20 protein-coding genes are annotated in these 20,794 nt (G+C 71.0%); 6 read left to right on the forward strand and 14 right to left on the reverse strand.

What is annotated here, in order from left to right; genetic code table 11:
- Nucleotides 1–45: 45 nt before the first annotated feature.
- From ABD978_RS17405 to ABD978_RS17415, 3 genes are all read right to left on the reverse strand, one after another.
- Complete coding sequence (locus ABD978_RS17405) at nt 46–279, reverse strand: hypothetical protein (protein ID WP_345354813.1); 234 nt, start codon at nt 277–279, stop codon at nt 46–48.
- A gap of 11 nt (nt 280–290) precedes the next feature.
- Nucleotides 291–1,424 (reverse strand): inorganic phosphate transporter, encoded by a 1,134-nt coding sequence (locus ABD978_RS17410; RefSeq protein WP_345354815.1) that lies wholly within the window; start codon nt 1,422–1,424, stop codon nt 291–293.
- A gap of 181 nt (nt 1,425–1,605) precedes the next feature.
- Nucleotides 1,606–2,244, reverse strand: a complete 639-nt coding sequence (locus tag ABD978_RS17415; protein ID WP_345354817.1) for an MBL fold metallo-hydrolase — start codon at nt 2,242–2,244, stop codon at nt 1,606–1,608.
- Nucleotides 2,245–2,329: 85 nt separating this feature from the next.
- Between ABD978_RS17415 and ABD978_RS17420 the strand changes: the two genes are divergently transcribed.
- Entirely contained in the window at nt 2,330–2,752 is a 423-nt protein-coding gene (locus tag ABD978_RS17420) for a MarR family winged helix-turn-helix transcriptional regulator (protein WP_345354819.1), read from the forward strand.
- A gap of 90 nt (nt 2,753–2,842) precedes the next feature.
- Here the strand turns inward: ABD978_RS17420 and ABD978_RS17425 are convergent, their stop codons facing one another.
- Together ABD978_RS17425 and ABD978_RS17430 are read right to left on the reverse strand one after the other, a co-directional pair.
- Entirely contained in the window at nt 2,843–3,892 is a 1,050-nt protein-coding gene (locus ABD978_RS17425; RefSeq protein ID WP_345354821.1) for a hypothetical protein, read from the reverse strand.
- Between the two features lie 91 nt (nt 3,893–3,983).
- A complete protein-coding gene (locus tag ABD978_RS17430; RefSeq protein ID WP_345354823.1) occupies nt 3,984–6,068 on the reverse strand; it encodes a WD40 repeat domain-containing protein in 2,085 nt (694 codons plus the stop codon).
- A gap of 227 nt (nt 6,069–6,295) precedes the next feature.
- On the opposite strand from ABD978_RS17430, the gene ABD978_RS17435 reads away from it, so the two are divergent.
- Complete coding sequence (locus ABD978_RS17435; protein ID WP_345354825.1) at nt 6,296–6,658, forward strand: STAS domain-containing protein; 363 nt, start codon at nt 6,296–6,298, stop codon at nt 6,656–6,658.
- Between the two features lie 530 nt (nt 6,659–7,188).
- Here ABD978_RS17435 and ABD978_RS17440 read toward each other — a convergent pair.
- Nucleotides 7,189–7,989 (reverse strand): resuscitation-promoting factor, encoded by an 801-nt coding sequence (locus ABD978_RS17440; RefSeq protein ID WP_345354827.1) that lies wholly within the window; start codon nt 7,987–7,989, stop codon nt 7,189–7,191.
- Nucleotides 7,990–8,344: 355 nt separating this feature from the next.
- Nucleotides 8,345–9,736 carry a GntP family permease gene (locus tag ABD978_RS17445; RefSeq protein ID WP_345354829.1) on the reverse strand — a complete coding sequence of 464 codons (1,392 nt, stop codon included), beginning with the start codon at nt 9,734–9,736 and terminating at the stop codon, nt 8,345–8,347.
- 321 nt (nt 9,737–10,057) lie between these two features.
- Between ABD978_RS17445 and ABD978_RS17450 the strand changes: the two genes are divergently transcribed.
- Nucleotides 10,058–11,398: an HD-GYP domain-containing protein gene (locus ABD978_RS17450; RefSeq protein WP_345354831.1), complete on the forward strand. Its 1,341-nt coding sequence runs from the start codon at nt 10,058–10,060 to the stop codon at nt 11,396–11,398.
- Nucleotides 11,399–11,479: 81 nt separating this feature from the next.
- Here the strand turns inward: ABD978_RS17450 and ABD978_RS17455 are convergent, their stop codons facing one another.
- Genes ABD978_RS17455 through ABD978_RS17465 form a run of 3 tightly spaced genes read right to left on the reverse strand, consistent with a single transcriptional unit; the run spans nt 11,480 to nt 12,930 of the window.
- A complete protein-coding gene (locus ABD978_RS17455; protein ID WP_345354833.1) occupies nt 11,480–11,812 on the reverse strand; it encodes a hypothetical protein in 333 nt (110 codons plus the stop codon).
- A 2-nt stretch (nt 11,813–11,814) separates the two neighbouring features.
- The gene (locus ABD978_RS17460) at nt 11,815–12,012 is read right to left on the reverse strand and encodes a hypothetical protein (protein ID WP_345354835.1); all 198 of its coding nucleotides are present in this window, start codon (nt 12,010–12,012) and stop codon (nt 11,815–11,817) included.
- A gap of 36 nt (nt 12,013–12,048) precedes the next feature.
- On the reverse strand, nt 12,049–12,930 hold the full coding sequence (locus ABD978_RS17465) for a DMT family transporter (protein WP_345354837.1): 882 nt from the start codon (nt 12,928–12,930) through the stop codon (nt 12,049–12,051).
- Between the two features lie 360 nt (nt 12,931–13,290).
- Between ABD978_RS17465 and ABD978_RS17470 the strand changes: the two genes are divergently transcribed.
- Nucleotides 13,291–14,355, forward strand: coding sequence for a PP2C family protein-serine/threonine phosphatase (locus ABD978_RS17470; protein WP_345354839.1), 1,065 nt, complete (start codon nt 13,291–13,293; stop codon nt 14,353–14,355).
- Nucleotides 14,356–14,416: 61 nt separating this feature from the next.
- Here the strand turns inward: ABD978_RS17470 and ABD978_RS17475 are convergent, their stop codons facing one another.
- Both ABD978_RS17475 and ABD978_RS17480 read right to left on the reverse strand, forming a co-directional pair.
- Nucleotides 14,417–15,610, reverse strand: a complete 1,194-nt coding sequence (locus ABD978_RS17475; RefSeq protein ID WP_345354841.1) for an MFS transporter — start codon at nt 15,608–15,610, stop codon at nt 14,417–14,419.
- A gap of 11 nt (nt 15,611–15,621) precedes the next feature.
- Entirely contained in the window at nt 15,622–16,512 is an 891-nt protein-coding gene (locus ABD978_RS17480; RefSeq protein ID WP_345354843.1) for an MBL fold metallo-hydrolase, read from the reverse strand.
- A 131-nt stretch (nt 16,513–16,643) separates the two neighbouring features.
- Between ABD978_RS17480 and ABD978_RS17485 the strand changes: the two genes are divergently transcribed.
- On the forward strand, nt 16,644–17,072 hold the full coding sequence (locus ABD978_RS17485; protein WP_345354845.1) for a MarR family winged helix-turn-helix transcriptional regulator: 429 nt from the start codon (nt 16,644–16,646) through the stop codon (nt 17,070–17,072).
- 223 nt (nt 17,073–17,295) lie between these two features.
- Nucleotides 17,296–17,709, forward strand: a complete 414-nt coding sequence (locus ABD978_RS17490) for a VOC family protein (RefSeq protein WP_345354847.1) — start codon at nt 17,296–17,298, stop codon at nt 17,707–17,709.
- A gap of 163 nt (nt 17,710–17,872) precedes the next feature.
- On the opposite strand, the gene ABD978_RS17495 is transcribed toward ABD978_RS17490, so the two are convergent.
- Both ABD978_RS17495 and ABD978_RS17500 read right to left on the reverse strand, forming a co-directional pair.
- Nucleotides 17,873–19,315 carry an MFS transporter gene (locus ABD978_RS17495; protein ID WP_345354849.1) on the reverse strand — a complete coding sequence of 481 codons (1,443 nt, stop codon included), beginning with the start codon at nt 19,313–19,315 and terminating at the stop codon, nt 17,873–17,875.
- 151 nt (nt 19,316–19,466) lie between these two features.
- Complete coding sequence (locus ABD978_RS17500; RefSeq protein ID WP_345354851.1) at nt 19,467–20,537, reverse strand: DMT family transporter; 1,071 nt, start codon at nt 20,535–20,537, stop codon at nt 19,467–19,469.
- Nucleotides 20,538–20,794 lie beyond the last annotated feature (257 nt).

A 20,794-nucleotide genomic window follows, 5' to 3' on the forward strand; every position in this document is an offset into this window, starting at 1 on the left:
CGCCGGTTCCGGACCGAGGCGACGGCGGCCGCTCGCCGGACCCGGTCAGTGGAGCTGCGGGACGATCAGGTAGATGCCGTAACAGACGATCAGCGCGCACGCCAGGAAGCACAGCCCGGCGGCGACGGCGCTGAGCGCGCCGTCCCGGGCCCGGCCGGTGCCCGCGGCCGGGCGCACCGACCAGGCGAGGACGCCGACCGCGAAGATCACGACGATCGACACCCCGACGGCGAAGGCGACGACGGCCACCTCCCCGAGGGCGCTCCACTTAGTGTTCATCGCGCTGCCTCTCACACGGCGGAGGGTGAAATGACCGCCGTGGTCGGCTGGTCGTTGACGTTCGCGGCGTGCACCGGATTCCGCCGGGACACCACGTAGATCGCGGTGGCGACGGCGATCGCCGCGACCAGGACGACGACGATCCCCGCAGTGCCCTGCTGCGCCACCGCCGCGGCCAGCCCGCCGACCGTCGCGGCCGCGGGCAGCGTGAACACCCACGCGAGGACCATCCGGCCCGCGACGCTCCAGCGCACCTCCGCGAGCCGCCGGCCGACGCCCGCGCCGAGGATCGCGCCGGAGCAGACCTGCGTCGTCGACAGCGCGAACCCCAGGTGGGAGGAGGCCAGGATCACGGTGGTCGCGGAGGTCTCGGCCGCGAATCCCTGCGGGGACTGGATGTCGGCCAGCCCCCGGCCCATCGTCCGGATGATCCGCCAGCCGCCGACGTACGTGCCGAGCGCGATCGCCAGCCCGGCCATCGTGACCACCCACCAGGGCGGCCCGGAGCCGTGGGAGAGCACACCGGCGGAGATCAACGTGAGGGTGATGACGCCCATCGTCTTCTGGGCGTCGTTGGTGCCGTGCGCCAGCGACACCAGCGAGGCGGAGGCGATCTGCCCGGCCCGGAAGCCCCGCGTGACCTCCTCCTGCCGGCCCCGCCGGGTGATCACGTACGCCAGGTAGGTCCCCGCCACCGCGACCACGCCCGCGATCAGCGGTGAGGCGAGGGCGGGAATGAGGATCTTCTCCGTGACCACGGAGAAGTGGACGCCCTTCACTCCGGCGCCCACCCAGACGGCCCCGATGAGTCCCCCGAACAGCGCGTGGGAGGAGCTCGACGGCAGGCCGAACACCCAGGTCACGAGGTTCCACACGATGGCGCCCACGAGGCCCGCGAAGATCATCGCGGGCGTGACGAGCGAGTCGTCCACGATCCCGCCGGAGATGGTCTTGGCCACCTCGGTCGACAGGAACGCGCCGACCAGGTTGAGCGCACCGGAGATCGCCACCGCGATCCGGGGAGGCAGCGCGCCGGTCGCGATGGAGGTCGCCATCGCGTTCGCGGTGTCGTGGAAGCCATTGGTGAAGTCGAAAGCCAAGGCCGTGAGCACCACGGCCACTACGAGGAACGACCAGTCGCCCATTCGATCCCGCCTTCTCTCCGGCGGCCCACGTACCCGGCGAAGCGTAGGTTCACCCGCTGAACACGCCGTGAACCCTTCGGAACACCCGAGCCGGAAGACGGCGACGATGACGCGAAGGCCGGTGCGGGAGGCAAGGCCCGCTGCCTCCCGCACCGCGGATCTCCGCCTGCCGACCGGCGGATCAGAGCTCGACCGTGTCGCCCGGGGAGAGCCGCTCGTACGCCGTTCCGGTCCCCGGGCCGTTCTCCCCGAGCAGGCCGTTCACGACCGTCTTGCCGATCTCGCTGAGGACCTCGTCGTGCACGGAGAACGCACGATTCGGCTTGACCGCGCGGACGTAGTCGACGACCTCGGCGGCCTTCTGCCAGGGGCCGCTGATCGGCACCATGAGGCTGTCGACCGGCCGCTCCGGCAGGGTGAAGGCGTCGCCCGGGTGGAAGACGCGTCCGTCGACGAGGAACCCGACGTTGCCGACACGGGGGATGTCCGGGTGGATGACCGCGTGCCACTCGCCGTACACCTCGACGCCGATGCCGTCGATCTCGAAGGCGTCGCCGTGGCCGACGGTCGTGACCCGGCCGCCCAGGCCCTCGAGCTTGGCGGCGGTGGCGCTGTTGGTCCAGACCCGCAGCCCCGGCGACGAGTCGAGCGCGGCGCGCAGCGCGGCCTCGTCGAAGTGGTCGAAGTGCTCATGGGTGATGAGCACCGCGTCGGCGCCGTCCAGCGCGCCCGGTCCGGTCAGCCCGCCGGGATCCACCACCAGCGTCGTGCCGTCCTTCTCGATCCTGATGCAGGCGTGCCCCAGCTTCGTCAGTCGCATGGGCCGACGTCCCTTCCGTCCGGATTTTGTACAGCCAAGCTGTATATCAACGCCGAATATACAGCACGGCTGTAGAGTCCTCGGTGTGGACGAGGTGGACGTCAACGAGGTCGCCCATGAGCTGCGGCTGGTCGTCGGACGGCTGGTGCGCCGGGCCCGCCGCCCGGAGGACCTGCCCGCGCCCCAGGCCGCCGTTCTGGGCCATCTCGACCGGGAAGGCCCCATGACCACCGCCGAGCTGGCCGACCGGCAGCGGGTGCGGCACCAGTCGATGGCCCGTACGGTCGGGCAGCTCACCGCCCTCGGCCTGATCGCCCCCGGCCCGCACCCGAGCGACGCCCGCAAGACCCTGCTCACCATCACCGACGCGGGCCGCGCCGAACTGCGGAGCCAGCGGACCAGGCGGGCCGGCTGGCTGGCCGAGGCGATGGCGAGCGAGCTCAGCCCCGAGGAGCGGCGGGAGCTGGCCCGCGCGGTCGCCCTCCTGGCCCGCCTGGCCGACCGCTGACCCGCCGACCCGGCTCACGGGAGGGCCCGCCCCGGAACGCAGTACGGGCCCGGGACGTGGGTCCCGGGCCCGTACGGAGGGTGTGGCGGCTCAGCCGTTACGGACGTAGACGCCGTCGCCGGTCGGGTCGTCCGGGTCGCCCTGGGGGAACGAACCGCCGACCGACCAGACCGTCTTCGTGCCCGCCCGGTTCGCCAGCGCGGTCAGGTTGACGTCATGCCCGGCCGGGCGCGGCGCGGCCGAGGAGGCGAACGCGTCACCCGTGACGTGGACGAGCGCCGGGTTCCACGCGCCCTGCAGGATCCACAGGCCGCCCGACCCGTCGGCCGCGGCCTTGGTGTACCCCACGCCCTTCGTGGCGACGAAGGACTTGGACTTCGTGCCGGTCAGCCGCAGCGCCAGGGGCTTGTAGCAGACGTCGTCGCCGTCCTCGCCGCAGGACCACGACTGCGAGCCGACCGCCCAGACGTTCTTCCCCGACACGGTGATGTCGGCGAAGGACGTGGTCGCGTCGGGTTCCGGCTTGGCCAGGGAGACGGTCTTGACGACCTTCCAGGACTTGCCGTTCCAGTGGGCCACCACGGCCTTGTCACCGCTCGAGCCGCCCGCCCAGATGTTCTTGGCGGACACCGCGTGCACGGTGCCGATGTGGGCGGGGAGCTTGACGCTCGTCCACTTCTTGCCGTTCCAGTGGCGGGCGGTGGTACCGCCGTTCACCGCCCATACGTCGGAGGCGCCGACCACGTCGGCGTCGGTCGCACGGAAGCCGCCGGTGAACTTCGCGGACGTCCACTTCTTGCCGTTCCAGTGCACGACCGAGCCGTCCTCGCTGCCGAACGCCCAGACGCTCTTGCTCGACGAGGCGTCGACGACGTTCAGCGGCATCGACCAGCCTGCGGGGAGCTTCACGTCCTTCCAGGTCGTCCCGGACAGGTGCTGGACGACCGGCCGCGTCTTGCCGCTGACGTACCGCTTGCCCACCGCCCAGGTGCTCCCGGTCGGCGCGACGGTGACGTCGCTCAGGACGTCGTCGCCCGGCAGTTTCGTCGTCTGGGTGACCTGCCACGTCGGAGTGGCCGCGTGCGCCGTGCCGGCGCCGATTCCAAGGGCCAGCGCAGCCGCGCCGACCCCCACGATCATTCGTCGCATTCTCGCCCTTTCGCTTTCTCGAAGAGGACGCCGGACGTGATCCTTTGGTTCACCTGTTCGTTACTTCTCGGAGAATTACGCCCTAATGCGATGAATCAGGCTCCTGGTCGGGGAACTCCGACAGCAGCCGTTCGGCCGCCTGCCGCACGCCCGGGTCGGTGTCGTCCAGCAGTTCGGCCACGACGGGAAGGAGGGTCACGATCGTGGAACGAACGTGCTCGGGCCACTCTTCGGGCCGCTCTCCCGCGGCGACCGGACCGGGAACGGCCCGCGCGAGATCCGTCACCAGGGACAGCAGGGGAATCCGGACACGGTTCTCCGGGTCGCTGGCCATCAGGACGAGGAAGGGAACGGCCACCACGGTCGCCGGGAAGACCCTTCCGTCCTTGATCAGAGCTACGCGCAGGTCCGCCAGCGCTACCACGGCGGTCTTGGCGTCGGCGGACGCCGCCGCGCGGATCCGTTCCGGGAGCTCGGTGGCCGGACCGCGCGCGCCCTCGATCTCCTCCCAGTCGAGCCGGAGCAGGTACGCGTTGAGCTCCCGCTTCGGCCACAGGCGTTCGAGGTCGAGGCGCAGGGTGGCGGTCCCGCCGGCTCCGCCGACGGTCAGGGTGCCCTCCGGGTCCAGGGTGAGCACCTCGATGCCCGACCCGAGGTCGAGGGTCGCGGTCAGGCCCGAGCCGTAGTCCCACACCCGGACGGTCCCCGTGCTCCAGGCGGCGACGATCGCCGGCCCCGCCTCCAGGCATTCGAGGCCGACCGCGACCACCGTGCCGTCGCGCCGCCAGAGGCCGATCACCTCCGGGTCCTCGCTACCGGGCGCGCACACGTTCACCAGACCAGATGAGTCCCCGCTCACCACCGTGCCACCCGGCCCGTCGAAGTGCCGGCAGGCGATCGCGGTCACCGGCGCGTCGTGCGCGGTAGGACCGAGCAGAACCGCCGCGGCCCCCGCATCCGCCAGGGTCTCCGCATCCACCGGGTCGTTCGGCCGGGGGGCCGGCCAGAGGCGCAGGCCGCCGGCCTGGTCGCCCGCGACGACGCCGACGGCCGGGTCGCCGGCCCAGACCGTCAGCCCGGCCGGCCGGTCGGCGCCGCTCAGCACCGCCGGGGGCTCGAGCTCCGGAGCGGCGAACGGCTGGTCGGAGACGCTCTCGACGGTCCACCGTCCGTCGACGTCGGTCTCGCCGGCGCGCAGGGACAGCGGCTCCGGACCCGCCGGCTCGACCTGGTCGGCCTGATCCGGCTGGTCGGCCTGCGGGGATTGGATGTCGTCGGCCCAGTCGACGCCGAGCGTAAGGGCCAGGTCCTCGAGAGCCGTACGGGTCCGGCCGTGTACAAGGAGGGTGAAGTCGGCGTTCCCGTCGTCGAGATAGATGATCGCGTCAGGTGCGCCGTAGGCGACGGTCCTGGCGCCGAGCTCACGCCAGGGCAGCAGGCCGAGCTCCGGGAAGTCGCGCCGGATCCGGTCCACCAGGTCGGGCTCCGGGTCATCCGGCCACACGCTCCAGCCGTAGTGCCCGGGCAGCCGCATGACGGCCAGTTGCAGGAAGAACTCCGAGATCGACCGCGCCTGCACGGCCCAGCCCTCCCCGACGCTGACCAGCACCTTCGGGTCGGGAAGCGCGGCCTCGGCGGCGAGATAGCCCCACTCGTTGCAGTACTCGTACTCCGCCTTGAACACGCAGACCCGATGGTCGTCGTCCGGCCCGACGAACGAGTTGCCCGGCGGCAGCCCGTCGGAGACGCCGTATCCGGTGGGGTCCGGGCGCACCGTCGGCGGCCATTCCGGGTTCGTCCAGTACAGCCGAGGCCGGTAGGTGAAGGAGTTGAACGGCAGGTCCCACCACTCGTCCAGGGCCGCCGGGATCGGCAGCTTCAGGTCGACGCCGGCGAACTCGTCGTCCTCCTCGCCGGTCCACTCGGCCTTGAGACGGCGCACGTACGCGTGGTGCTCGGCCTCCGACCAGCGCGGCCAGCGGGGTTCGCCGCCGGGCGGCTCGTATCCCCACTCCTCCTGGAAGGCGCGCAGCAGCTCCCAACGCGGGCCGGTGTCCGCCAGATGCTCGGCGAACTCCGCGGGCGTCATACGATCGCGGTCGTCCCACCGCGGCATCACCCGTCGCAGCCGCTCGGCGAACCGCTGATAATCGATCATTTCCGGCACGGCGGCCAGCGTAGGGGCATCATGCGCTGATCGCACTTTGTGGGACCTTCGGCCCTAGTGTCTCCCGTCTCCGCTCGGCGAGCATGCTCTTAGTCAGGCGGAGAGCCGTGCGACGGCGATCCGGCGCCCGCGCTCGAAGGCAGTTCGCGCCAGGCTCCGCCGATCCGTAAGCGGGGGAATCCATGGCGGAAGAGTTGCTCACGAGTCCGTCCGCCTCCAATCGGGCCGTGACCGTACGGGAGAACCGGCAGAGCCTCGGACCGCTGCTGGAGGCGATCGTTCAGGTGGGCCCGGGAGCGGCGCCGGTGGTGTCGCTGCGCGGCGAACTCGACCTCGCGGGCGCGGACGCCTTCGCGGATCTGGTGCTCACCGTGATCCTCAGCCACGGACCCGACGTGGTGATCGACGCCGCCGGCCTGGCATTCTGCGACGCGCGGGGGCTGGGCGCTCTCGTGCGGTGCGCCAATGAGGCCCGCCGGACGGGCGGCCGGTTGACGCTGGCCCGGCCGAGCCATCGGCTGCGCCGCCTCATGCGAGTGGTCGACCTCGACCGGCTGCTGTACGTGGCCTCGGTCCCGGAACCTCGCTGACCTGGGATGATCTGTTCGACATTGTCGACAGACCTGTGTTGACGGGCCCGCATACCCCAAATAGCTTCATTCATGCGCCATGAAGGCGCCGGCGGTCTTCCCACTGGCCGGCGTCCCGGCGCCCGCCCGCGCAGGTGGCAGGAGTCTCAGACCCGTATCGGGTCGCTCCCTCTTGCTCTGCGCGTGTCGCGGCCCAGGCTTGCCCCTTCCCCCATTACGGGCGGGGTGCCCCCCGCACCCCGCCCGGAGGAAGTCCCCTTCCTCCGGTTATGGGAGAGGTACTCCCCCCGTACCTCGCCCATGAAACCCCCATCCCCCGTTATGGGCGGGGCGCTCCCCCGGCGCCCCGCCCATGAAAAGCCCCATCTCCCCCTCACGGGCAGGGTGCTCCCCCGGGCGCCTCGCCCACAGAAAGCCCCCATCTCCCCCATCACGGGCGGGGCGCTTCCCCGGCGCCCCGCCCACAGAAAGCCCCCATCTCCCCCATCACGGGCGGGGCGCTTCCCCGGCGCCCCGCCCGTATGACTTCCTCAGCTGAACAGGTAGTGGCCGCAGTTCGGCCACTGGCCCTGCCAGCGGCCGTTCACCCGGTTGTAGAGGAGTTGCGCGCGGTAGGTCTGCTCGGCCGCCGGCGCGTCACTCGGCAGTCCCGACCCGCCGACCGTCGCCCAGGACTGCCGGTTGAACTGGTACAGCCCGTAGTAGCCGGCCGGGTTCACCGCCCGAGGGTTGCCGCCCGACTCGCACTTGGCCAGCGCCGCCCAGTTGAGGCGGGCGGCCGACCCGACGCCGCTCGGCTGCGGGCCGAGCGCGATGATCTGCGATACCGGCTTGCGCTTGACCTTCTGGTCGATGACGGCCTTGACCTTCTTGCCGTGCCGCCGGACGTACGCGGTGGTGACCATCTTGTAGCCGGAGCGGCCCGCCCGGGTCACCTTCCGGCTGAAGGCGGGGAGTTTGCCGTCCTTCTTCTCGACCGTGGGCGCCGGGATCACGACCTTGGTGGTCTTGGGCGCGGACAGCAGCCGCAGCACCTTGATCGTCGGAGCCGGAGCGGCGTCCGCGGCGGGGGTGACCAGGTCGTACTTGCCAAGCTGAATGCCGACCTGGGCGAGGACGTCGCGGACGGTCGCCCCCGTCGTCATCGTCTCGGCCTTCTTCTTGTGGTCGACGAGGACGACGACCTTGACCGGCGTCGCCGTCGGCTTCACCGCCGCGTCGCGCGGCGCGACCGCCGCCGCATCCTTCTTGCCGTCACCGGCCTTGCCTCCACAGGCCGAGGCGGTGATCGCGAGCATCGTCAGACCAGTGACCAACAGGGAACGGCGCACATTTCCTCCGTATCGGCAGCCCCCCGTACCGGCCAGACCATAGCGGAGCGTACGACCGCATTCGCCACAAGCGACGAATTTCATACCGATATCGATCAGTCAGCGCCGACAGCCGCTACCCGCCACAAAAGCCACGCGGGCACCGCCGGGCCTTCAAGCCACGCGGGCGCTGCCGCCCCCAGCCCACGGGGGCGCTGCCGCCCCTCAGACCACGGGGGCGGCAGCGCCGATCAGCGGACCAGGACCTGACCGGTGGGTCTGTGGACGGCACGTTCAGATGACGGGCAATCTCCACGGATCGCACGCATCCCGCGTCGTCACAGATCGACCAGCACGTGATCCACCGGACACGCCCCTAGATGACGAGCGACAGGAGGAGCACGAGGACGAAGGCGACGACGGAGATGATCGTCTCCATCAGCGACCAGGTCTTGACGGTCTGGCCGACGCTCAACCCGAAGTACTCCTTGACCAGCCAGAACCCGGCGTCGTTGACGTGGCTGAAGAACAGCGATCCCGCGCCGACCGCCAGCACCAGCAGCGCCGTGTGGGAGCTCGACATCCCGCTCGCCAGCGGGGCGACCAGGCCGGCCGCCGAGACCGTCGCGACGGTCGCCGAACCGGTGGCGAGCCGGATGGCCACCGCGATCAGCCAGCCGAGGACCAGCGCCGGGATCGACCAGTGCTTGGAGAAGTCGACGATCATCTGACCCACACCGATGTCGACGAGCGTCTGCTTGAAACCGCCGCCCGCAGCGACGATCAGGAGCACGCCCGCGATCGGCGCGAGGGAGCTCTCCACGACGGACGAGAGGCGTTCACGAGTGAAGCCGGCGGGGCGGCCCAGCGTGAACAGAGCGAGGATGACGGCGGCCAGCAGGGCGATCACCGGGGTACCGATCACGTCGGCGACCCGCTGGGTCATGTTCTTCGGGTCGTCGATCACGATGTCGACCAACGCCTTGATCAACATGAGCGCGACCGGCAGCAGCACCGTGACGAGGGTCGCGCCGAAGCCGGGACGCCGCCCCGTCTCCTCCGCGTTCGGCTGCGGCACCATCCGATCGGGGGCCGGGACGTCGACCCACCGCGCCGCGTACCTGGAGAAGATCGGGCCCGCGATCACCACCGTCGGGATGGCGACCAGGATGCCCAGCGCCAGCGTGACGCCCAGGTCGGCGTGGACGGCGCCGATCGCGGCGAGCGGTCCGGGGTGCGGGGGGATCAGGCCGTGCATGACCGACAGGCCGGCGAGGGCCGGGATGCCGATGCGCATCAGCGAGTAGTTCCCGCGCTTGGCGACGAGCAGCACCACCGGGATCAGCAGGACGATACCGACCTCGAAGAACAGCGGCAGCCCGACGACAGCGGCGATCAGGACCATCGCCCAGGGCATGGCCCGGCCGCTCGCCCTGGCGAGGATGGTGTCGACGATCTGGTCGGCGCCGCCCGAGTCGGCCAGCATCTTGCCGAGGATGGAGCCGAGGGCGATCAGCACGCCAACGCTGGCGACGGTGCTGCCGAGCCCTTTGGTGAAGCTGTCGACCACCTTGTCCAGAGGGGCGCCCGCGACCGCTCCGAGCGCCAGCGAGCCGAGCGTGAGGGAGAGGAAGGCGTGCACCTTGAACGCCGTGATGAGCACGACGATCACGGCGATGCCCACGAGGACGGCGATCAGTAGTTGAGCGTGCCCGGCCGAGGTGATCGGCGGGGGTGCCGCGTCGGTGAGGGGGGTGAGGGGGACCAAGGCCTGACCTCCAGGGGGGTTGGGCAGGCCGGCGGTGCCGGCGGGGGGTTGAACTGGGGCTTAGAGGTTGAACTGGGCTCGGGACCTGAACTGGAACTTAGGGGGTGAATTGGGCTTGGGGGGTGAACTGGGCTTAGGGGTTGAACTGGGCTTACTCGCTGACGGTACCCCGGTCCGCCGGAGCGATCACGGCCACCCACCGTCAGCCGCGCCGGACCGGAGGTGACGCGGGGTCGAGGAGGTTGTGACCGCGCGGCCCTCGCCAACGATCACGATCTGTGACAGAGTGACTACGGTCACAGTCCCCCCAGGGAGAGCGGTATGCGCGGACTGCCTCTCGCCGCCCGGGCCTACGCCGGCGGCGTCATCGCACTGGCCATCGGCGTCATCGCGACGTCCTCGTTAACGGGTCTGTGCTGGCCGAGACTCGCCGTCCTCGCCGCCCTGTTCGTGGTCACCGAGTCGTCGGCGGCGACACTCACGATCAAACGCGCCCGCGTGTCCATGAGCTTCGCGGCGGGCCTGGCCGCCGTCGTGCTGGCCGGCCCGGTCGGCGCGACGCTGATCGGCGTGACCGCGATCCTCACCGGCCGGCGCGACATCGGCCTGGTCAAGCGCCTGTTCAACGCCGCGCAGTACGCCCTGAGCGGGTACGCGGCGGGCGCGGTCTTCCAGACGCTCGGCGGCCATCCGTACCGCTGGGGCGAGGCCAACTGGACCGGTCAGGTCCTGGGGCCCTTCATCGGCGCGCTGGTCACCTTCGTCACCGTCAACCTCGCGCTGCTGGCCACCGTCCTGCTCGTCAGCCGGCAGGCGACCTGGCGGGAGGTCCTGGCGCTCGGGCGTCTGGTCTTCCCCGGCTGCCTCGGCTTCGGGATGATCGGGCTGCTCATCGCGGGCATCTGGCCGGCCGCCGGTCCGCTGTCCGCCGTGCTGGTGCTGATGCCGGTGTTCATCGCCCGCTGGGCGTTCACTCAGATCGTCGCCCAGCAGCGAGCGCACGCCGCCACCGTCGCCGCGCTGTGCCAGGCCGTCGAGACCAAGGACTACTACACCCGCGGCCACAGCGAGCGCGTGGCGTACGGCTCCGTGATGATCGCCCGGCAGATCGGCATGCGCCCCGACCGGATCAACCGGCTCCGGTACGCCGGCATGCTGCACGACGTCGGCAAGCTCGGCGTGCCGACGAAGGTGCTGCAGAAGCCGGGCCGCCTCACCGAGGAGGAGAACGCCGCCGTCCAGCTGCACCCGATGCGCGGCGAGGAGATCGTGCGCGGCATCGACTTCCTCGACGAGGCGCTCGGCGGCATCATGCACCACCACGAGCGGGTGGACGGCACCGGATACCCGATGGGCCTGGCCGGCAAGGAGATCCCCGAGTTCGCGCGCATCCTCGCGGTGGCCGACACGTTCGACGCGATGACCTCGACACGGTCCTACCGCCCCGGCCTGCCGGCCGAGACCGCCATCGAGGAGCTGCGGCGCTTCGCCGGCACACAGTTCGATCCCGTACTGGTCGACGCCTTCCTCACCGCGCTGGACCGCGACGGGTGGGTGCAGGCGGAGCCGGTCCCGCCGCCCGAGAGCGACGACGTGGAGACCACCCAGCAGGACCACGACGACCCGTCCATGCCGATCGGTGTGGAGGCCGGTGCCCAGTGAGGGGATGCCGCGCGGACGCCCGAGCACGTCGCGTGCGCCCCGCGCGGTGAGGACCGAGCTCGGCGAGCGCCACGCCCGCTGCTACGGCTCCCACGAGGTCAGCAGGACGGCGAGGCCCTTGCCGGCCAGGTCGGTGGTCGCCTTCATGAACGTGGCGGTGAAGGCGAATCCGAGCCCGGCGGTCACTCTCAGCAGCGCGACGCGTGCCGGGCCGAAGGTCGACCTCGCCAGAAACACGATCACGCCGACCGTGACCACCGCGGCGGTCACCCAGATCAGCACGCCCGGAGGGCGCCGGCCGGGCGTGGGGGACGCCGCGCCGAGGAATCCCGCCAGGCCGGCCGTCATCGCGCCGACGGCCAGCCAGACGCGCCGGCCGAGGTGGACCTGGGACAGCCGGGCGATGAAGATCATGGTCAGCGGCAGCTCCGCGACCAAGAGAGGCTGGACCAGGGCCAGCCCCCTCGGGACGACGCCAGCGCCTGCAGGAGGAATCCCGCGATGAGCGCGCCGATGCCGCCCAGCCACACCGGCCGGCGGATCAGCGCCCACAGCAGGGCCGGGCGGAAGGCGGACTCCTCGGGGGCCGACCGCGCGGCGCGGCGCTGCAGCACGGCTCGCCGCGGCGAGCAGCGCGAAGAGGACGGCGGTCACGGCAGCCTCGCCTCCGGGCACTCGGAGACGTTGTTCTCCCGTTTGGCGAGGTACGGCGAGCGGCCGAGGATGACGATCCCGGAGACCATCATGGCCAAGCCGATGATCTGTCCGGCCAGCGGTCCGGGGCCCAGCCGCAGCCGCTCGGTGAAGACCAGGACGCCCAGCAGGATCCCCGTGATCGGCTCCGCCGCGGTCGCCGCGGGCAGGGAGACGCGAAGCGGCGCGGCGTCGAAGGCGGACTGGGCCAGCAGCAGACCGCAGATCGCGACGATGACCAGGGCGTACGGCTGCCAGCTCGTGACGATCGCCCAGAGCCCGTGGCCGAGTCTCAGCAGCAGGCCCCGGGTGACGGCGTCCTGCAGGCCGAAGAGCATCCCGGCGGCCGCGGCGAGCAGCATGGCCCGCGTCTGGAGCGGGGAGCGCCGTCCGATCGACACGAGTACCAGTGCCAGGAACACGATCCCGGCCGCCGCCAGCCAGCGCTCGGACTCCGGCCCGGTGGGGTGCTCGCCCGTCGGCTCGCCCAGCACCAGGAACAGCGCGATCCCGCCGGACGCCATCAGCCCGCCCAGCCACTCGTTCCAGTGCAGGTTCTCCTTACAGACGATCCGCCCGATTACCAGAGCGAACAGCAGGTTGGTCGCCAGCAGCGGCTCGACCTTGGCCACGTTCGCGCCGGACAGTGCCAGCGCGCCGAGGATCTGGCCGCCCACCATCGCGGCGAGCCCTGCCAGCCAGAGCGGTTTGTGGATGAGATCCAGCAACAAGGACGGGTGCAGCATCCGCCCCAGCGGCTCTCGGTACGCCGCGTGCTGCTGGGCCACGAAGCCCAGCCCCAGCAGGCCGGCGGCCGCCAGCCCGATAAGAAAGATCATTCCACCCCCCGATCGAAATGGGTCATCGCCTCCCTGGCCGCCGTACTCGCGCCTGACCGGTCCCCCGTCGGCTCCCTCGCGCATGGTCGGCCGCCCCGTCCGCCTCCTCGCGATCGCCGGTCGCCCCGTCGCCGCTCTGGTCCACGGTCGCGCCCACAGCGGTTCTGCTCGGATTACGCCTGCTAGGTGGCCTTTCCCCCGATTCACCGGGTGATACCAGGAATGACGGCCGGCGGCCGGGCGCGGCCTCTCGGGCCCGGTGGCGTTCAGGGGCGGTCCGATAGACTGGACGGTGATTCCCGCCTAATGCAACGATCATTCGATCCGACGGATGTCGGGCAGGTCTGTCCGATCGCGGAGGTGAGGCTCATCGCCGAGGAGAACAGGACCGGCAGGGCCGACCCGATCGCACGCTGGCTGCCGTTCGCGATGATGGGCGCCGTAGCGACCGTCGACCTGATGGCGGGCCCGGAGTTCGGCTATCTCCCCCTGCTCGCGCTGGGGCCGGCGTTCGCGACCCTGCACTACGGGGCACGTCACACCGTGCTGATCGGCCTGATCGCCTTCACCCTCTGCGTCGTCCTGGCGGCCTACGACAACGTCCTGGGCCACCGGCAGGACAACCTCACACTGGCCTCGATCATCGGTGTGACCTCGGCGAGCGTGCTGGCCGGCCGCCGGCGGCAGGAGCGTGAGCGAGAGCTGGCCACCGTGCGCACGGTGGCGGAAGTCGCCCAGCGGGTCCTGCTGCGTCCGGTGCCGCGGTCGGCCGGACCGCTGCGCATCGCGGTGAACTACACCTCCGCCGCGGCCGAGGCGCGGATCGGCGGTGACCTGTACGAGGTCGTCATCACGCCGTTCGGGGTCCGCATCCTGATCGGCGACGTCCAGGGCAAGGGGCTGGAGGCCGTCGAGACGGCCGCCGGCGTGCTCGGCGCCTTCCGGGAGGCGGCGTACGACGAGGCCGATCTCCCGAGCGTCGTCAAGCGGCTGGAGAAGTCGCTGAGCCGCATGCTGGCCGGCGAGAGGTTCGTCACCGCCGCCCTCGCCCACTTCGGCGACGCCCACGTACGGCTCGTCAACTGTGGCCACCCGCCGCCGCTGATCATCGGCCGCAGCGGCGACGTCCGCGTCGCCGAACCCGAGGACCCGTCACCACCGCTCGGCATGACCGATCTGACCGACGCGCCGCCGCGGCCGTACGTGCTGCCCTTCTCCCCCGGCGACCAGATGCTGCTGTACACCGACGGCGTCATCGAGGCCCGCAACGGCGCCGGACAGTTCTACCCGCTCATCGACCGGGCCGTGCTGCTCACGGCCGCCGGAGCCGAAGAGGCGCTGAGCGACCTCCAGGCCGACCTCATCCGGCACACTGGAGGGCCGATCGCCGACGACGCCGCGATGCTCCTGGTCCGGCATCGCTGAGCGCACGGTCGCCGCGACGAACGCCGGCGGACGACCACCGTCCAGGACAGCAGGACGGCGGCTACTCGATGCGGCGGGCCAGTAGCGCTCCGGCGGTCATGGCCGCCGCTCCGGCGAAGGCCGCGGTCGCCGCGATGAGCGCGGCGCCGGTGAAGCCATAGGCGCCGGCCAGCCCGGCGAAGGCGTACGGGGCGACGGTCGCGCCGGTGTAAATGCCGATCTGGACGGTATGGCCGGCGTTCTCGGCCTTACGGGCGACCAGCCGCAAGGTGGTGGCGAGGAGGAGTCCCGTCCAGCCCCATCCGGCGGAGAAGGCCAGCGCGGAGCCGAAGACGAAGGTCACCGGCGTGCCGATCGCGATGAGCATGAGCCCGAGACCTCCGGTGAGCATCATCATGGTGATCACCGCGGGGTTGCGATGGGGCGCGCGATCGGTGAGGGCGCCCGCGCCGAGCCGGACGGCGACGGCGAGCAGCGCGCTGAGCGACAGCAGGTTCCCGGTGACGGTGGCGGGCAGCCCGGACCGGGTGCCGAGCTGAATGAAGTACGTCGCCACCGCGTTGTTGCCGGTCGCCGACAGGGCGGCGGCCGATGCCCACAGCACCAGCACGCCGTTGATCCCGCGACGAGTGGCGACCTGCCCGGCGCCCGCCGGGCCCGCGGCGCGCGGGACCCCGGTCAGCGGGGTCAGCGCGACCGGGACCAGCGCGATCAGGCCGGCGATCAGCATGGCCGTGCGCCATCCGTAGCCGGGCAGGACCAGGGCGACGAGCAGCCCGGGCACGAGCGTCGCCGCGCCCAGCGCCGCGCCGATGGCGCCCGCCGCCAGCGCGCGCCGGTGTTCGGGGACGCGGGCGGCGATCAGCCGGCCGGCCGCGGGCTGGACGAGTCCGTTGGTCAGCCCGCCGACCACCAGGACGGCCGTCATCGTGGCCAGGTCGTCCGCCTGGGAGACGGCGAGCATCACGGCGCAGGCGACCACCGCCGCGACGGCGAACACCGCCGGCGTGGGCAGGCGTGCCGCCACGCGCTTGGCGATGGGCGAGCCCACCGCCGTCGCGGCGTAGAAGGCGCTGATCACCAGCCCGACGGCCGTACGGGAGACGTGCAGGTCCGCCTCGATCGCCGGGGCGAGGGCGCCCACGGCGAAGCCGGGCATCACCGCGACGGTCGCGGCCAGCGCCGCCGCGACGACCGCCGGCCAGCGCCGGACGGGCGTGCGGGTGGGCTGGCCGCGGGTGAGCGTCGTCGTCATGATCGTGGCGGTCAGTCGCCGAGGGGGCGCCAGGCGGGACCGTCGCCGTCCCGGCGCACCTGCCCGAACACGACGTCGGCGAAGTGGACGCCGAAGCCGATCGTGTCCGGGTCCTCCAGTTCGGCGACGAGACGACGGCGGTGTTCGGCGGACCGGCCACGGTCGTGGTCGTTGCCGGCGGACCACTCGGGGTGGTCGACCTGGATGGGCGAGTGCAGGGTGTCCCCGAAGGCGATGAGCCGCTTGCCGCCAGCCGTGATCACGTAGTGTGCGTGCCCGGCCGTGTGACCGCCGGTGATCTCGACCCGTACGCCGGGGAAGATCTCCTCGCCGTCCGTCACCGTACGGACGCGTGGTTCCAGCGCGGCGACGATCTCCCTGGTCGTGCCCTCGGCCTCGGCGAGCTCCCGGTGCGCCCATTCCGGTTCGGCGACCAGGTAGTCGGCATGGGCGAGGGCGGGCCGGTCACCGCCGGGCGCGGGCTGCCAGGCCCAGCCGAGGTGATCGATGTGCAGGTGGGTGAAGGCCACCGCCTCGATGTCCGCGGGCCCGCGGCCGAGCTCGGCCAGATTCTTCGGCAGCACGCCCCCGGAGATCGCGCCGATCGCGTTCTCCGGCTCGGCCGGCCACGCCTGCGGACCGAACCCCGCGTCGATCAGCATCGCGCGGTCGTCCTTCTCGACCAGGAGGCCGCCGAGACTCGCCACGAGATCCCCGGAGGCGTCGAGATACTGCGGATGGGCGGCCCAGACCTCGTCGGTGGTGTCCGGGAGCCAGCGGCGCGGCCGGAGCTGCACGACCCCGTCCGGCACGAAGGACACCCTCGTGTCGCCCAGCCGCACCGAACGGATCCTCCCCGGCCGCCGTAGCCGCTCATCCTGGCCCATCGCAGAGTTCCCCATGGTCCTTGCCCCTTCCTAGGCATCAGGTCGGCACCGCCTCTCCGGACGGCGCTGTCGCAACCATAAACATCAAGCTAGAAACATTCAAGCTTGAAATGTACTGGCTTGATGGAGTGGCTAGGATGGTGCGCATGACTCCGTCCCCGGAACCGCAGGCGACCGCCGAGCGAGAGCTCTGCGGCCTGGTGAACGGGCTGGCCCAGCAGATCACCGATCACGTACGCGAGCGCGCCGTGCCCCTGGGCCTCACCGCGGCCCAGGCGACCGCGCTCCGAGAGATGACCGGACCGATGACCATGCGGGAGCTGGCCGAACGCATGAGCTGCGAGCCCTCCAACGCCACCTTCGTCGTCGACAAGCTCGAGAAGCTGGGTTTGATCGAGCGCCGCGCGCACCCCACCGACCGCCGCGCCAGGCAGTTGGTCCTCACCCCGGAGGGCGACACCCTCCGCGGCCGCCTCCTCGAGCTCCTCGCACAGGACTCACCGCTGGCCGGCCTGACCGCCGAACAACAGCGGACCCTGCAGGACCTGCTCGAACACGCCATCATCCGTCGATGAGGCAGTCCTTCGCCGCCGTCACCAGGCACCCTCGGACCGGTCAGGAATCGAGAAGCGCCGACCGGCGGGCCGCGCCTAACGTAATCGTCGTGCCGCCCGGCGAACGTCACGCCGATCGACCGGGGAACCCACGCCGACGTGACGTTGTGACATCCGGCCCGGCCCGGATGTCATGCCGACCGATGCAGGCGGCACATGGACCTCAAGCACAAGGAGACAGGCCATGAAGGCGCACGTCAGCTCGATCCTCCTCGGCGTCCGAGACATGGACCGGACCAAGCAGTTCTACGCGGAGGGGCTCGGCTGGAAGATCGAGAACGACTACGGCGTCTCGGTGTTCTTCGAATCGGACGGAGGCTCGCTCGTCGGCTTCTACGGCCGCGAGGGCCTGGCCGACCAGGTGGGCACGAGCCCGGAGGGCAGCGGCTTCAGCGGACTCGTCCTCACCTACGTCGTCCGTAGTGAGGCGCGAGTCGACGAGATCATCGCGGAGGCGGAGAAGGCCGGCGCCACGATCCTCAAGCCGGCCGGCGCCCTGCCGTGGGGCGGGTACGGCGGCTCCTTCGCGGACCCGGACGGCTACATCTGGAGTCTCGGCTACAGCGCCCAGGGAGCGGACCAGCCCTACGCGGAGTAGCCGCCGAGGAAGGCCTCCGGAGCGTGTGGGTGACGCGGCCATCGCCGGCTCGGGAGCCGGTGACGCCGAGCCGCGGACGCGAAAGGGCCCCGGCCGACGCCGGGGCCCTTTCGCGTCCGAGCCGACCAAGGACGCCGACCGGTCGCTCCTGTCGAGCGGCCGGTCAGTGGGAGGGATCGGTCAGGTCCGCCGCGGCCTCGGTGAGGGTTTCCCGGGGCAGCATCACGGCCGCCACCAGGAGGGGGACGAGGGCGGCCACCGCGCCGCCGAGCGTCATCGTGTAGCGCGGCCCGATCAGTTCGGCCAGTTTGCCGATCAGCGGGGCGCCGAGCGGGTTGGTGCCGAGGATGACCAGCATGTACAGCGCCATCACGCGGCCGCGCATGGCCGCGGTGACGCCGAGCTGCATGGTGGCGTTGCTGGTCGTGGTGAAGGTCAACATCGCGACGCCGGTGGGCACCAGCAGCACCAGGAACAGCCAGTACGACGGCATCAACGACGCCGCCATCTCCAGCACCCCGAACAGCACCGCCGAACCGATCAGCAGCCTGCGGTTCGGGCCTACCCGGCGGGCCGCCACCAGCGCACCGATCAGCGCGCCGACGGCCTGCATGGTGGAGGCCAGCCCGAACGCGGACGCCCCGCTGTGGAAGACCTTCTTGGCGATCAGCGGAGTGATGATTCCGAGGTTCATCCCGAACGTCGCCACGAACCCCAGCACCACCAGCACCATGACCAACTCACGGCGGGCCCGCACGTACCTCAGTCCCTCCAGCAGCTGGCCCTTGGCGCGGGCAACCGGCTCGGCGGTGCGCAGCTCGTCGGCCCGCATGAACGCCAGAGAGACCAGCACCGCGACGAACGATGCCGCGTTGACCAGGAAGACCGGCCCGGTGCCGATCACCGCGATCAGCAGTCCGGCCACCGCCGGGCCGAGCACCCGGCCGATGTTGAAGCAGGCGCCGCCCAGCGCGATCGCATTGGGCAGATCGGCCCTACCGACCATCTCCACCACGAAGGTCTGCCGAGCCGGGTTGTCCACCACCGTCGCGACGCCCAGGGCGAACGCGAGCAGATACACCTGCCACAACCGGGCGCTGCCGGTGAGGTCCAACAGCCCGAGGATCAGCGCGAGCAGGCCCATCGCCGCCTGAGTGATCACCAGGACGCGACGCTTGGAATAGCGGTCGGCGATCACACCGCCCCACAGCCCGAACAGCATCATCGGCAGGAACTGCAACCCGGTGGTGATGCCCAATGCCGTACCGCTGTTGTGACTCAACTCCAGCATCAGCCAGTCCTGAGCCACCCGCTGCATCCAGGTTCCGGTGTTGGACACCAGCGACCCGGCCGTGAACAGCCGGAAGTTGCGGTTGCGCAGCGACCGGAACATCGGCGCCGCCAACACCTGGATCAGCCCCGATCCGCCCCCGCCCTGGCCGGCGTCTTCACGATCGGCGCCGCCTTGCGCGGGATCCGGCCGCTCTCGACCGCCGGCGACCTCCCCGGCCACCGGGCCGGCCGTCTCATCGAGATGCGAGTGTCCTTGATCGATCCGGTCCGACTTGGGGTCTGTGAGTTCACCGTACTCGTTAGCGGGGCTCATTACTTATAGCTTACTAAACTGTCATCAGCGGAGAAAAGGCCTCGTAGGCGGCCAGAACGGCGGGAAGCGCGAGGCTTCCCGCCGTTCGGTTCAGGCCTGGGCGGTGTTCAGGTGACCGCCCCTGCCGTTGGTCGCGTGACGGTCAGCGCCGTCACGCGGCCTTGTCGGCCGCCTCAAGGCGGTGCGGCATCGCCGCAGCCTCCTTCTTCTTCGCCTCGACGAAGAAGCGGCCCACTGACCCCGCCCCCAGGAGGACGAGGATGTATCCCGCGACCGAGTCGAGACTGATCGTCGGGGTCTTGAGACCTGCGACGAGGCTCCACCCGAGCGACAGGACGGGCTTGGCCGGCTGCAGTTCGGCGTGCGCGGAGATCGTGAGACCACGCTTCCACGCACCGCTCATGCAGGTCGACGAGATCGTCGCCAGGGCGCCGACCCCCAGGCCACCGAGCGTCGCCCACATGTCGTGCTGCGTCACGACCGTCGGGCCGTGCGCCGACATGAAGGCGATGAAGGTGACCGGCACGGTGACCAGTCCGGACAGCGCGGAGGCCGTGAAGACGGCCTCGTTGCTTCCCGCACCCTGCTCACGCCGGCCGAGGCCGGTGAAGATGCGAGCCATCGCCCAGTAGCACGCGCCGTTGATGACAACGGACACGATGCCCATGGGCGACAGGTGCGACGCCGCCCCCCCGTAGAGGAGGATGGCACCGATCACGGAGACGGCGACCCAGCTGACGATCCGCCAGTCCCGCCGGCCGCTGGCGAGCGCTGCCATCATCGGGCCGATGATCAGCGTGAGGACGCTGCTCATGGCCGGGGGCATGTGGTGGACCGCCTCCTGGCCCGACCAGATCGACAGGCTGCTGGTGCAGCCGAAGACCAGTGCGGCACGCCACACGGGCCACTCGACCTGGCGGAGCTTGGGACGCACCACCAGCCACAGCGTCAGCGACGCGGCGACATCCGTGAGGAAGCTCGTGACCAGGGCGGGCATGCCCGTGGCCCCGGACTTCACCAGCAGGATGTTGTTGCCCGTGCCGCACGTCATGGCCATGACGGCCATGAGCCAGCCGAGCGCCGGCCGCCGCCGCTTGACGGGGCCGCCGATCTCGCCGGTCAGCCACCGTCCGCCTTTCCTGACGGGAGCACTTACCAGCCGCCACGGCACCTCGAAGAGGTGACGCCGAGCAGCCGACTGAGCCTCATGGAATTTACCCATGGACCCCCTCCTTCTGTGAGGGGTGCTCACGAAGAGGTCCCGGGTTGTTCAAGCCCGGTCCGCTTCGCTGCACCCGTTGAACGGATGCAACTCGAGAACCGGGATTCGTCCTGGTTTGTGGAGTTGCGCGAATCACGCTAACACAAGGCCCCGACATTCGGTGGTAATCTTTTCGGCGTGCAAGCCCCTCATTTATCGCGGCGGACTGTTCACCCGTCGGCAGGGGCGCACGGGAGACGGCGACCCGGCTCTGCGTT

The organism is Actinoallomurus liliacearum (genome assembly GCF_039542035.1).
Classification (GTDB): Bacteria; Actinomycetota; Actinomycetes; order Streptosporangiales; family Streptosporangiaceae; genus Actinoallomurus; species Actinoallomurus liliacearum.

Bases quoted from the DNA above. Each gene is read 5' to 3' on its own strand.
- ABD978_RS17405 (WP_345354813.1), bottom strand. From the start codon at position 279: ATGAACACTAAGTGGAGCGCCCTCGGGGAGGTGGCCGTCGTCGCCTTC.
- ABD978_RS17410 (WP_345354815.1), bottom strand. From the start codon at position 1,424: ATGGGCGACTGGTCGTTCCTCGTAGTGGCCGTGGTGCTCACGGCCTTG.
- ABD978_RS17415 (WP_345354817.1), bottom strand. From the start codon at position 2,244: ATGCGACTGACGAAGCTGGGGCACGCCTGCATCAGGATCGAGAAGGAC.
- ABD978_RS17425 (WP_345354821.1), bottom strand. From the start codon at position 3,892: ATGATCGTGGGGGTCGGCGCGGCTGCGCTGGCCCTTGGAATCGGCGCC.
- ABD978_RS17450 (WP_345354831.1), top strand. From the start codon at position 10,058: ATGCGCGGACTGCCTCTCGCCGCCCGGGCCTACGCCGGCGGCGTCATC.
- ABD978_RS17455 (WP_345354833.1), bottom strand. From the start codon at position 11,812: ATGATCTTCATCGCCCGGCTGTCCCAGGTCCACCTCGGCCGGCGCGTC.
- ABD978_RS17465 (WP_345354837.1), bottom strand. From the start codon at position 12,930: ATGATCTTTCTTATCGGGCTGGCGGCCGCCGGCCTGCTGGGGCTGGGC.
- ABD978_RS17475 (WP_345354841.1), bottom strand. From the start codon at position 15,610: ATGACGACGACGCTCACCCGCGGCCAGCCCACCCGCACGCCCGTCCGG.
- ABD978_RS17480 (WP_345354843.1), bottom strand. From the start codon at position 16,512: ATGGGGAACTCTGCGATGGGCCAGGATGAGCGGCTACGGCGGCCGGGG.
- ABD978_RS17485 (WP_345354845.1), top strand. From the start codon at position 16,644: ATGACTCCGTCCCCGGAACCGCAGGCGACCGCCGAGCGAGAGCTCTGC.
- ABD978_RS17490 (WP_345354847.1), top strand. From the start codon at position 17,296: ATGAAGGCGCACGTCAGCTCGATCCTCCTCGGCGTCCGAGACATGGAC.
- ABD978_RS17495 (WP_345354849.1), bottom strand. From the start codon at position 19,315: ATGAGCCCCGCTAACGAGTACGGTGAACTCACAGACCCCAAGTCGGAC.
- ABD978_RS17500 (WP_345354851.1), bottom strand. From the start codon at position 20,537: ATGGGTAAATTCCATGAGGCTCAGTCGGCTGCTCGGCGTCACCTCTTC.